The organism is Pseudomonas sp. GW456-E7 (assembly GCF_059424105.1).
The window spans coordinates 52,990-67,253 of the sequence record NZ_JBWKZB010000027.1 but is presented as its reverse complement, the minus strand read 5'-3'; the positions used below and the strand labels follow the sequence as shown (position 1 = coordinate 67,253).

Sequence of the window (14,264 nt, the reverse complement as noted above, 5' to 3'; positions counted from 1 at the left end):
GCGAGGGCAAGCAGACCCTGGCAAAAGCGACCGGTGCAACAGGGCCGCCACTCTCTCCATAAATGGGGCATTACACCCAACCAACCGGGCGGTTACCACCGAACTTGAGGAATATTCCCCCCTAACGCTTTCTCTCGCCTGAAACATTCAGAAACATCCTGTTCATTAATCTGAGCTTTTTCTTCACCCCATGGCAATGGCTCATTTGTTGCACCACCCCCAGGCACCCGCAACAGCTGTCGTCCCGGACATCATGGAGACGGCAGGGCTTGCCGGGTTCGGCCGGACGCGAGGGGTGAAAAATGAAACGTGCGACACCACCATTCAACTCCATCGCCTCTCATGAGGCGCTACTTATGAGTCCCATGATCAAGATTGGCATTGTTGACGATCACCCGCTGTTAAGGGATGGGGTCACTATGGCGCTGAAGAAAATAGCTGACTTTCAGGTGGTCGAGCAGGGCGGGTCTGCCGATGATGCCATGGAAATTGCCGCGCGTTTTGCTCCGGATGTTTTGCTGATGGATGTCAATATGCCGGGCGACAGCTTTGCTGCCGTGCGAGCGATCTCGGCGTCTTCACCGGCCGTTAAAATATTGATGCTGACGGTATCCGAGTCCATCGAGGACGCCTATTGCGCCCTCGAAGCGGGCGCGCAGGGCTATGCGTTGAAAGGCATCAGCGGTCTTGAGCTTGTGCAGGCCATCAGAAATGTTGCCGGGGGGGAAACCTTCATTACCCCTAAACTTGCCAGCAGGCTGTTAAGCAATATCAGAAAGCACGCGGGTGACAAGCAAAAGGTCGAGCTGACCCATCGCGAAGAACAGGTTATCCGGGAGGTATCGAAGGGCCTGACCAACCGCGAGGTGGCTATCAAACTTGAACTCTGCGAGAAGACCATCAAGCACTACATGACGAATGTCATGTACAAGCTGCGGGTTCGTAACCGGACGCAGGCGGTGGCTGCCGTGATACGGCATTGGGAGAGTGACCATATATCCAGCCTGTGTGGTGCTCTTCAACGCCGCGACTGGAATGACAACGGGAAACCGAATAACGAGCCATGAGCGCTTGGGGTGACTTGGGCGCAACGATCAATCTGGTACGGGGTATCAGATCTTGAACTGCGCCCTGGCTTTGGTTCCGGCATGGGGAGCCGATTCAATGGTGAATACGCCGCCGAGGGATTCGACGCGATAGCGCATGCCGACAAGGCCCAGATGCGTTCTACCTCGACCTGATACACTCGGTTTCTCGGTTGAAATACCCACTCCCGCATCCTCGACTTGCACTTCCAGCAGTCCTTCAGAGTGCCAGGCGCTGAGTTTTTGGCCTTTTCCCCCGGCGTGAACATAGGCATTGTTCAACGCTTCCTGGGCGAAGCGGTAAATACCAATTTTAAGCGCTATCGGTACATCGTCCGCAAGCGTATCAAGCTGCAGATCGACTCGCGTCTCGGTTCGCTCTTCGTGCCGCTCGGCCAGCAATACCAGCGCATCGTGGAGGGTCAGGTCATTGACTTCCGGAAGTGCCAGGCCGAGTGATATTTCCCGCACTTCGTTTAAAGCATCCTTGCCCGCACGCCTGATCATTTCCAGGGCTTCTACATCCGAGGCGCCTTCCGAATCTTCGAGTTCTTCAAGGCGAAGGAGAATAAGTGCCAACAACTGGGCAGGACCATCATGCAGATCCGCCCCGATCCGCCGCAGAGTGAGTTCATTGATTCTGGAGAATTCGCGATTGGCTGTAGTGACTTTGCGTTGAAGGGCGGCATTATTTGAGTGCAACCTGGTTTGCTCATCCATTCGCCATTTAAGAGCTGTTTCATGCTGCTTTATTATCTTGTCGCCACGCCGAACGATAAAAAACAACAGTAAAATCATGGCGGTCGTTGCTGTTCCAACAATCGCCCAGACTTTCTTGCGAACGTTATTGATTTCGCGCTGTAACGCCTGCGCAGTTTCGTAGAACTCACCCACCGCAATAATCTTTCCAGTACCCGCTTCGCGCAGTGGAGCAAATATTTCATAGAACGGAATATTCAGACTTCGCTCAAAGGCATCCTCAATATCATCCACCGTATAACCTTCAAGATCATTGTCGAACTCTGTATGGATCTTGCCGGTCAGCGCCTGTGAGATCTCCTCTGTCGGAAAGGTTTTTTTCACCGTGGATTTGTCGGTGCTGTAGACAATGGTGCCGTCTGGCAACCAGATCTTCACTGAGACAACATGTGTACTGAGCGAGGTGCTGGACAGCAGGTGGTCAATGGTCTGAATGGTTTCATCGGGGAGTTCCTTTGCCGTGGTTAATCCCTGGACGAAAGGTTCGAGAAAGTTCTGCATATAACGCGCGCCCGTCTCGGCCGCCGTTTGAACCGTTGCATCTTCGATGCTCTGGCTGACGAGGTTGCCAACGAACGTCATGGTCAAACCCAGAATGATTGTGGCGCAGATTACGAACTGGGTTGAGCGGCTTAAATGGCGCAATTTCGCACGGGTGCCCGGTCTCCCGGGCCCTGCGTCATGGGACTTTAGGCCGATGTCCGATTCGACCAAGGTCTGATCGGATTCGTTGACCAAGGTCTCGGAATTTGGCTGGGCCTTCGTCTCTGTACACATCCGGGTAGCCCCTCAATACTCATTTTCAAGGGAGTGCAAAACTGGTGTTTGAGGTTGAGGGCGGGAGGCGCGATGAGTGTTTTAAAAAGATTCTCAAACAGACTGGGTAATCGCTACTTCCGGCAACAACAGCCGGGGGGTATTACCCATAGTGCTCCACTCAATCAGAACCAAACCTATGGTTTTAATGACGTCCTGACGCCTCCATCAGGCGTGTGCAACCACTCTCCAATACATACTAGTCAATTCGTAGTCGATGCCAGTTTTCTCATGGATAAAAGGCTTGTTGAGGAAGCTGCAGAGCCCCGATACGTGACGGGGCCATTCGCAAGTTACACCTTCTATTCAACCTGCGTTCATGGGCCGTCGCCTCCTTGAGGCGCAATACCCGCCTGTAGATACGGTTGTCACGGGGAATCAATCCTCAATCGAGCACTGCTGATTGCACGCAATCGGGCAAGGGTTCGGTGCGGTCGTGAGACCAGGTCCCGTCGTGCAATTTTCGATTTTCCGTTTATGGGGTTCAGCACTAAACCACGCGTTTACAGCGGTGTTTTATGCGTGTGGTTTCCTGATTGCCAAGCATCGAGGAAACAGCCATGGCCAGTTTCATCAAGTCCGATCTCGAGTTCATTCTCGAACAAATCTTCATCTCCGAACGGCATGCGGCAGGCGAGAGCCTGATTGATATGCTGCCAAACGTAGAAGTCCCCTTCGGCCTGCGCACCGTCTCCGGCATCTACAACAACCTGGCCGATATCCAGTTCGGTGCCGCCGACAACTTCTTCCCGCGCATGACGACGCCGGTGTTCAATACCGCGCAGGTCCAGCCGGTCGGCTTCTTCGGGCCAGCCGACCCTGGCGGAACCACGCCGACTTCCTACCTGCAGACCAGCGGTGCCGTCTTCGACTCGCAGCCGCGCACCATCAGCAACCTGATTGTGGACCAGACCGCCAACAATCCGGCGGCGGTCGCGGCCGCCGCGGCCAATCCGGATTCACAGGTCGTCACCAGTCCCGGTCTGGATGGCCTGTTCGGCACCGCCGACGACGTTTCCGTCTTCCAGATCCCCAACATTACGCCGGACGCGGGCCTGACCGCGCCGTTCAACCAGTGGATGACGTTCTTTGGCCAGTTCTTCGACCATGGCCTTGACCTCGTGACCAAGGGTGGCAGCGGCACCGTCTTCATTCCGTTGCAGCCGGATGACCCGCTTTTCGTGCCGGGCAGCCCGACCAACTTCATGGTGCTGACGCGCGCCACCAATCTGCCCGGCCCCGACGGCATCCTGGGCACCGCCGATGACATCCACGAGCAGAGCAACACCACCTCGCCATTTGTCGACCAGAACCAGACCTACAGCTCGCATCCGTCGCACCAGGTGTTCCTGCGCGCCTATGAACTCAACGCCGTCGGCGATCCGGTCGCCACCGGCAAACTGATCACCAATCGTGACCTGGGCGTCGATGGGCATTTCGGCACTGCGGACGACGTCGAAATCGGCGGCATGGCCACCTGGGCAGTCGTCAAGGCCCAGGCCCGTGATTTGCTCGGCATCAACTTGACCGATGCGGACGTGTTCGACGTACCGCTGCTGGCGACCGATGCCTACGGCAACTTCATCAAGGGGCCCAACGGTCTCCCCCAGGTCGTGATGAAGGGCCTGGACGGCATCGCCGGCACCGCCGATGACGTGCTCGTCGAGGGGAACCGGGCCGCGCCGATCAGCCTGACGAACGCTGTTCGCACCGGCCACCAATTCCTCATCGACATCGCCCACAGCGCCGACCCTACCGGCGGCCTGACGCCTGACGCGGACACCGTCATTGGCGGTCCGCAAGCACCCGGCACCTACGACAACGAGCTGCTCGACAAGCACTACATCGCCGGTGATGGCCGCGTTAACGAGAACATCGGCCTGACCACGGTGCACTCCATCTTCCACAGCGAGCACAATCGGCTGGTTGAGCAAACCAAGGAGACGGTGCTGGCTTCCGCCGACCTCGACTTCCTGAACAAGTGGCTGCTGCCTGACGCCCAACTGACAGCGCTGCCGGTGACGCCGGCCGACATCGCGGGCCTGCACTGGAACGGCGAGCGGTTGTTCCAGGCCGCCAAGTTCGGCACCGAGATGCAGTACCAGCACCTGGTGTTCGAGGAGTTCGCGCGGACCATCCAGCCACAAGTGGACGTGTTCCTGGCCCCTATGGGCAACGACACCACGGTCAATCCGGCGATCGTCGCCGAGTTCGCGCACACGGTCTTTCGCTTCGGCCATTCGATGCTGCTGGAGACGGTCGATCGTTTCGACCCCAACTTCAATGTCGTCGGTGACGGCAATCCGGTTGACCCGGGCAATCAACAGACCGGCCTGATCGCGGCCTTCCTCAACCCTCTTGCGTTTGCTGCAAGCGGCCCCACGCCGGAGGAGGCGGCTGGCGCCATCGTGCGCGGTGTCACACGGCAGGTCGGCAACGAGATCGACGAGTTTGTCACTGACGCTCTGCGCAACAACCTGGTCGGCCTGCCGCTCGACCTTGCCGCCCTCAACCTGGCGCGCGGCCGCGAAACCGGCATCCCGTCGCTGAACGCGGCGCGGCGCGAGTTCTACCACATGACCGGCGACAGCCAGTTGACCCCCTACACGAGCTGGGCCGATTTCGTGCAGCACATGAAACACCCGGAATCGCTGATCAACTTCTTCGCCGCCTACGGTACGCACTCAACCATCACTGGCGCCACGACGCTGGCGGACAAGCGCGCCGCGGCGGCGGACCTGGTGCTCGGCAGCGCCACGGCCCCGGCCGATCGCCTGGACTTCCTGAACAGTACCGGTGTCTGGGCCAGCAACGCCGGTGCGGACGGCATTCTGCACACCGCAGACGACGTGACCACCACCGGCCTGGACGCCATCGACTTCTGGATCGGTGGCCTGGCCGAAGAGAAAATGCCCTTTGGCGGCCTGCTGGGTTCGAGCTTCAACTTCGTCTTCGAAACCCAGTTGGAAAACCTGCAGAACGGCGACCGCCTGTACTATCTGGCCCGCACCGCTGGACTCAACTTCGGCACTGAACTGGAGAACAATTCGTTCTCCAATCTGGTGATGCTCAACAGCAACGCCACACACCTGGCGGCCAACATATTCCAGACACCGGCCTTCACCCTGGAGGTCGACCAGACGCAGCAATTCAACCCGAGTGTGGTGGCCGGTCCGGACGGCATCGTTGGTACGGCCGACGATCTGCCCGCCAACGCCGATCCCTTTGGCCCGTCGGACCACCCGATCGGCTCACCACGGATCGACCATTTCACACCACTGGTGATCCGCGACAACCCCGACACAGTGGGCCCGGATACCAACTACCTGCACTACACCGGCGGCGACACGGTCGTGCTGGGCGGCACGGCCGGCAACGACATTCTCATTGCCGGTGACTCGGACGACGACACGGTCTATGGCGATGCCGGCAACGATCGGCTCGACGGTGGCTACGGCAACGACAACGTCTTTGGCGGTGCCGGCGACGACATCATCACCGACATCGGCGGCAGCGACACCCTGCGCGGCGAGGACGGCAACGACGTCATCCAGGCCGGCAACTCGACCCTCGGCCTCAACAACCTGGTCTTCGGCGGCGCTGGCAAAGACTTCATCATCACCACCGAAGACATCACGATGACCTTCGCCGGCGCGGGCGACGATTTCATCCTCGGCGCCAAGGTCAACCTCGCGCCGACCGGCAACGAAGGCGACGACTGGATCGAAGGCGGCACCCAGGACGGTGCGCCCGGCGATAACATGAGCCCGACTCTGACCGACGATGTACCCGGCAACGACATCTTCATCGGCACCGGCGGATTCGATGAAATGATCGGTGAAGGCGGTGACGACACCTTTGTCGCCAGTGATGCCCAGGACAAGATGGACGGCATGTCCGGGTTCGACTGGACCACCTACAAGAATGACAAGTACGGCGTGACCGTCGACATGGTTGTTCCCTTCTTCAGTCCCTACCACGCGGTGCCCAATGCTGCCGGCGATATCGTGGGTGCAGTGGGGCAATCGCCCGATGCGGTCTATGACCGGTTCGCGGAAGTGGAGGGCCTGTCGGGCTCGGCCTTCTCTGACTTCCTGCGCGGCGATGAACAAAACGCCGCCATCATCGCCAACATCACGGCCAGGGGCAGCATCCTCACCAACTTCGACCTCGTCAGCGGTCTGCGGGACTTTGTCGGCAGCGCCGGTTTCGGAGGCGACGGTATCGGGGGCACGGCCGACGATCAGTTCGGTGCGGGCAACATCATCCTCGGCGGCGATGGCAGCGACATCATCGAAGGCCGTGGCGGCAGCGACCTCATCGACGGCGACAAGTGGCTCAACGTGCGCATCAGCGTGCATCAGAATCTGGATGGCACGGGGCCGGAGATCGCCAGCTTCGACAGCATGACGCCGATGATCCCGCTGATGTTGAACGGTACCTACAATCCGGGGCAGCTCGTCGCCGTGCGGGAGATCCTGCCGGGCGTGGGTGGCTTCGACACCGTCAACTTCATGGGCCCGCTGGCGAACTACACCGTCTCCGTCAACGATAACGGCACTGCGCTCGATTTCAGCGACGACATCGTCAGCGTGACCGACAATGTCGGCAAGGAAGAAACCGACCGTCTCACCCACATCGAACGGCTGCAGTTCTCCGATCAGTCCATGGTCCTCGTGCCCGGGCTCAACGCTGAGCCGGTGGGCGCGCTGACGGTGGACAACACCGCGCCGACCGTTGGCCAGACGCTGACCGTGTCGGCGGCAGGTATCTCCGATGCCGACAACGCCGGCGGAGCGATCCACAACTCCATCAGTTACATATGGCAGTTTGAAGCGACACCGGGTTCGGGCGTGTTCGAAGACATCATCCTCGGGCCAGGCCGCATCGGTATCGGATTTACCCGAGCGGACGCGCCCACGCTCACGGTGACGTCGGATCTTGCCGGTCTGGCAGTGCGCGTCAAAGGCATTTATGCGGACGATCATGGCGTGACCGAGCAGGTATTCTCGGCACCGACTACGGCAGTAGTGGCCGCGGCGCCAACCCCCGCACCGGCGCCTTCGCTGATCGATCCGCAGACCAGTGCCCCCAGCAACGGTGTGCGTTACACGCAATCGGACCTGTCGTTCATCCTTGACCAGATCAAGATAGCCGAACACCACGCGGCCGGTGAGAACCTGGTTTCTCTGCTGCCGAACATACGCGTGCCCTACGGTTTGCGCACGGTCGAAGGGACGGAAAACAACCTGCTCCATCCCGAGTACGGTGCCGCCGATAACGTATTCCCGCGCCTGACCACGCCGGACTTCCGCCCGGCCGACGCCGGCACGAGTTATACCCAGACCAGCGGCCTGGTGATCGACTCGCAACCGCGCACCATCAGCAACCTGATCGTCGACCAGACCGCCAACAACCCGGCAGCGGTCGCGGCCACCTTCGACCCCGGCCTGGATGGCATCCTCGGCACGGTTGACGATGTCCTCAAGGCCGGCGCGCAGGTGGTGACCGGAACCCGCACCGACGGCAGCACGTTCCAGACCTTCTTCGACCCGAACGTGAGTCCCGACGCGGCCCTGACCGCGCCCTTCAACCAATGGATGACCTTCTTCGGCCAGTTCTTCGACCATGGCCTGGACCTCGTCACCAAGGGCGGCTCGGGCACCGTGTTCATCCCGCTGCAGCCGGATGACCCACTGTTCGTGCCCGGTAGCCCGACCAACTTCATGGTGCTGACGCGCGCCACCAATCAGCCCGGCCCCGATGGCCTCCTGGGCACGGCCGACGACATCCACGAAAACACCAACACCACCTCGCCGTTTGTCGACCAGAACCAGACCTACAGCTCGCATCCTTCGCACCAGGTGTTCCTGCGTGCCTATGAGCTCAACGCCGCGGGCGATCCGGTGGCCACCGGCAAGTTGATCACCAATCGTGATCTGGGCGCCGATGGGCATTTCGGCACCGCTGATGACGTCGAGATCGGCGGCATGGCCACCTGGAAGGTGGTCAAGGCGCAAGCCCATGATCTGCTCGGGATCAATCTCACCGATGCCGATTTCGACAACGTGCCGCTGCTGGCGACCGACGCCTACGGCAATTTCATCAAGGGGCCGAACGGTTTTCCGCAGGTGGTGATGTTGGGCCCGGACGGCATTGCCGGCACGGCCGACGATGTGCTCGTTGAAGGCAATCCGGCGGCGCCCATCAGCCTGGCCAACGCCGCGCGCACTGGCCATGCCTTCCTCAACGACATAGCGCACACCGCCGTTCCGGTGGACGACCAGACCGGCGCGGCACTCCTGCCCGATGCCGACAATGTCGTTGGCGGTACGCCTGCGCCGGGCTTCTACGACAACGAACTGCTGGACGCGCACTACATCGCCGGCGACGGCCGGGTCAACGAGAACATCGGCCTGACCACCGTCCACTCGATCTTCCACCATGAGCACAACCGCCTGGTCGATCACACCAAGGAGGTGGTCCTGGCGACAGCGGCAAGCGGCGATGTGTCGTTCCTCAACGAGTGGCTGCTGACGCCCGTCACTGCCGTTCCCGCCGACACCTCGACCCTGGACTGGAACGGCGAGCGCCTGTTCCAGACGGCGAAGTTCGGTACCGAGATGCAGTACCAGCACCTGGTGTTCGAGGAGTTCGCGCGGACCATCCAGCCGATGGTCGATCCCTTCTTCGCCCCGGGCCAGGTGTACGACACCGCGATCGATCCGAGCATCGTTGCCGAGTTCGCACACACCGTCTATCGCTTCGGGCACTCGATGCTGCTGGAGCAGGTCGACCGGCTTGATCCGAACTTTGCCTCGAGCGATATCGGGCTGATTCAGGCCTTCCTCAACCCGCTCGAGTTCGCGGGCAGCGGCCCCACTCCGGAAGAGGCGGCCGGTGCCATCGTGCGTGGCGTGACCCGCCAGGTCGGCAACGAGATCGATGAGTTCGTCACCGAAGCCCTGCGCAACAACCTGCTGGGCCTGCCGCTCGATCTGCCCGCCATCAACCTGGCGCGTGGCCGCGATACCGGCGTTCCGTCCCTCAACGCGGCGCGGCGGGAGTTCTATGGGCCCACCGGCGACGCTGAGCTCAAGCCCTACACGAGCTGGGCTGATTTCGTGCAGCACATAAAGCACCCGGAATCGCTGATCAACTTCATCGCCGCCTACGGCACGCATTCGAGCATCACCGACGCCCTCACGCTGGCGGACAAGCGCGCGGCGGCCTCGCTGCTGGTGCTCGGCGGTGCGGGTGCGCCGGCCGATCGTCTGGACTTCCTCAACAGCACCGGCGCCTGGACCAGCACCGCGGGTACCGACGGCGTTTTGCACACGGCAGACGATGTGACCATCACCGGCCTGGATGCGGTCGACTTCTGGGTTGGCGGGCTGGCCGAGGAGAAGATGCCCTTTGGCGGCATGCTCGGCTCGACCTTCAACTTCGTCTTCGAGAACCAGATGGAGAAACTCCAGGACGGTGACCGCTTCTACTATCTGGAGCGCACCGCCTCGATGGACTTTGGCGCCGAGCTTGAGAACAACACGTTCGCCTCGCTGGTGATGGCCAATACCGATGCCACACACCTTTCGGCCAGGGTCTTCCTGACGCCGGCCTACATTCTGGAGGTCAACCAGGCAAACCAGTACAACCCCAGTGTGATTGCCGGACCCGACGGCATTGTCGGCACCGCCGACGATCTGCCGGCCAATGCCGATCCATTTGGTCCGTCGGACCACCCGATCGGCTCACCGCGCACTGACTTCCTCACGCCGCTGGTGATCCGCGACAATCCCGCCACGACGGGTCCGGACACCAACTACCTGCACTACACCGGCGCCGATACGGTGGTGCTGGGCGGTACGGCCGGCAACGACATCCTCATTGCCGGTGACTCGGACGACGACACGGTCTACGGCGATGCCGGTAACGACCGGATCGATGGCGGCTACGGCAACGACCAACTCTTTGGCGGTACCGGTGACGACATCATCACCGACATGGGGGGCGACGACGTCATCCACGGCGAGGACGGCAACGACGTCATCCAGGGCGGCAACGGCCTCAACCTGATCCTCGGCCAGGCCGGCCAGGACTTCATCATCACCGGCGAAGACGCAGCCGACTCCAGCGGTGGCCTGGGCAACGACTTCATCCTCGGCAGCAAGGCGAACGAGTTCGCGCGCGGCGGCGAAGGCGATGACTGGATCCAGGGCGGATCCGCCGATGGCGTTGCCGGTGACAACTTCGACCCCTTCGGCAACGATCCGATCAATGGCAACGACGTCTTCCTGGGCGATGGCGGACCGGACAACTTCGACGGGGAGGGCGGCGATGACATCATGGTCGGCAGCCCCAGCGAGGCGGACCGTTTCATCGGGTTCTCCGGGTACGACTGGGCGACCTACAAGGATGATCCGAGCGGCGTGACCATGGACCTCAACTCCAGGCTGCGCTTCTTCGATCAACCGGCGGTGCCCGGTTCCAACGCGTCGATCCTTGCCCGGCTGGACCTGGTGGAAGGGCTGTCGGGATCGGCCCATGCCGACTTCCTCAGCGGCGATGACTCCACTGCCGACTTGCTCGCCGTCGCTGGCGCCAAGGGCAGCGTGCTCACCAACTTCGACCTCATCAGCGGCCTGCGGGATCTGGTCGGCAGCGCAGGAAACGGCGCGGATGGCATCGCCGGCACGGCCGACGACAAGTTCGACGGGGGCAACATCCTCCTGGGTGGCGCCGGCAGCGACATCATCCAGGGCCGCGGCGGCGACGACCTGATTGACGGCGACAAGTGGCTCAACGTGCGCATCAGCGTGCGGCAGAACATCGATGGCACCGGGCCGCAAATCGCTACCTTCGACAGCCTGACGCCCCTGGTTCCGCTCATGGTGAACGGCACCTATAACCCTGGCCAGCTCCAGATCGTGCGCGAAATCCTGACCGCGACCGGTCCCGACTTCGACACGGCGCTGTTCTCCGGCAATCTGGCGGATTACACCGTGGTGGAAAACGTCAACGGCACCTTTACGGTCACCGACAGTGTCGCTGGCAGGGACGGGACCGACACCCTCAGCCATATCGAGCGGTTGCAGTTCTCCGATCAGGCGCTCGTGCTCGGCGGTTTGAACGCGGCGCCAGTCGGTTCGCTGAGGATCGACGATCCCACGCCCGCCGTCGGCCAGCGGCTGACGGTATCGGCGGCAGACATCACCGATGCCAACAATACCGCGACCGGCGGCGCGATCACCGGGCCCATCAGTTTCTTCTGGCAGTTTGAAGCGCGTCCGGGCTCGGGTGTCTTCGAAGACATCACCTTCTTTGCCGCCGGCGAGGTCGCGCGCGCGGAGGGCACGACCGTCACGGTGGGCTCGGAACTCAGGGTCCCACCACCGGCGACCCTCATTGGCGCCGTACCGGCTATCCCGGAACTCGTCGTGGCAGCCGGGCTGGCTCTGCGCGTCAGGGCGGTCTACAAGGACGCCAATGGCGTGCTGGAGGAGGTGTTCTCGGCGCCGACCGCCCCGATCTCGGCGGCCGGTACCGGCACCGTCAATGTCCTGCCGGTTGGCACGGTGCTGATCAGCGATACGACCCCGGCGAAAGGCTCGGTACTCACCGCTACGGATGCGTTCACCGACGCCAACGGGACCACGACCTCGGTGATTGCCCATCAGTGGCAGGTGGGGAGCGGCGCGATCTTTACCGACATCGCCGGCGCGACGGGCACGACCTTCACGCCCGACCAGGCACAAGTCGGCCAGCAACTGCGTGTCGTCGCCAGTTACACCGATGACCTCGGCACACTTGAACGAGTCACCTCGGCTGCAACCACAGTGGTCAGTGATGTGTTTGTCGGTACCGCCGGTGTCGACCTATGGACCGGCACGGCGGGCGACGACGTGGCCAGCGGAGGTGCTGGCAACGACATCCTGAACGCCTTGGGCGGCAACGACATCCTCAATGGCGACGCGGGCAACGACTTCCTCAATGGCGGTACGGGCAATGACCAGATGGCGGGTGGAACCGGCAACGATACCTACCGCGTCGATTCAGTCGGGGATGTGGTGACCGAGTTGACGGGCGAGGGTCAGGATTCGGTACAGACCACGCTGGGCAGTTACACTCTGGGCACCAATGTCGAGCATCTGATCTACCTCGGAGCCGCCAACTTCACCGGCAACGGCAACGCGTTGAACAACGTCATCACCGGTGGGGTGGGTAATGACATCCTCAACGGCGGTGACGGCAACGACACGTTGATCGGTGGTGTCGGTAACGACGTCCTCACTGGCGGTGCGGGTAATGACGCAATGGTCGGCGGAGCCGGCAATGATACCTTCCGCGTCGACTCGGCCGGGGACCTGGTGACCGAGGCGGCGGGTGGGGGAGCGGACTCCGTACTAACGACGCTGAACAGCTACGCGCTGGGTGCCAATGTCGAGCACATGCTCTTCACCGGAACCGGCAACTTCGTCGGTATCGGCAACGCGCTGAACAACGTCATCACCGGCGGGGTGGGGAATGACACCCTCAACGGCGGTGACGGCAACGACACCTTGCTCGGTGGAGCCGGCAACGACTTCATCATGGGCGGTGCGGGCAATGACCGGATGGTCGGTGGCGTCGGCAACGACACCTTCCGCGTCGATTCAATCGGGGACCTGGTGACCGAGGTGGCAGGTGAGGGTGCGGACTCCGTACAGACGACACTCAACAGCTACACGCTGGGTGCCAACGTCGAGCACATGATCTTCACCGGAACCGGCAACTTCACCGGCAACGGCAACGAGCTGGCCAACATCATCACCGCCGGGGTGGGTAATGACACCCTCAGCGGCGGTGACGGCAACGACACCTTGCTCGGTGGATCCGGCAACGACTTCACCATTGGTGGTGCGGGCAATGACCGGATGGTCGGTGGCGTCGGCAACGACACCTTCCACGTCAATTCGAGCGGAGACCAGTTGGTCGAGACGGCCGGCGAGGGTGAGGACTCTGTACAGACGACACTCAACAGCTACACCCTGGGTGCCAACGTCGAGCACATGATCTTCACCGGCGTCGGCAACTTCGTCGGCACCGGCAACGCGTCGAACAACGTCATCACCGGCGGGGTGGGTAATGACACCCTCATCGGCGGCGACGGCGGCGACACCTTGCTGGCCGGTGCAGGCAACGACATCCTCGATGGCGGTGCCGGCAACGACGCTATGACGGGTGGTGCCGGCAACGACACGATGAATGCCAGCGCTGGCGACGATGTCTTCGTGTTCGGAGCGGCCTTCGGCAACGACCGGATCATCGGCTTCGATACCGACGCGGCGGGTGGCCAGGATCTGCTCAATATTGCCTCGTTGAACATCACGGCTGCGACCTTTGGCAGCAGCGTCAACGTCGTCGATCTCGGTGCGGATACGTTGGTCAACTTCGGTGCTGACTCCATCACCCTGGTAGGTGTGGCCGACGCAACAACCGTTACGGCCTCGGACTTCATCCTGGCCTCTTGAGATCCTGACAAGTCCTGTTGCAGGGAATGAGAAAGGGAGGGCACTGGATGCCCTCCCTTTCTCATTTTTTAATTATAAGTTGGAGTAATACTTC

Annotated in this window: 3 protein-coding genes; 2 read left to right on the top strand and 1 reads right to left on the bottom strand. The window is 61.5% G+C overall.

The features are described from left to right. Positions 1-356: 356 nt before the first annotated feature. Positions 357-1,067, top strand: a complete 711-nt coding sequence (locus AC07YV_RS17910) for a response regulator (RefSeq protein ID WP_102702013.1) — start codon at positions 357-359, stop codon at positions 1,065-1,067. Positions 1,068-1,112: 45 nt separating this feature from the next. On the opposite strand, the gene AC07YV_RS17905 is transcribed toward AC07YV_RS17910, so the two are convergent. Continuing rightward, entirely contained in the window at positions 1,113-2,621 is a 1,509-nt protein-coding gene (locus AC07YV_RS17905) for a sensor histidine kinase (RefSeq protein ID WP_102702012.1), read from the bottom strand. A gap of 599 nt (positions 2,622-3,220) precedes the next feature. Between AC07YV_RS17905 and AC07YV_RS17900 the strand changes: the two genes are divergently transcribed. Further along, positions 3,221-14,170: a peroxidase family protein gene (locus AC07YV_RS17900; protein WP_494990335.1), complete on the top strand. Its 10,950-nt coding sequence runs from the start codon at positions 3,221-3,223 to the stop codon at positions 14,168-14,170. Positions 14,171-14,264: the final 94 nt, after the last annotated feature.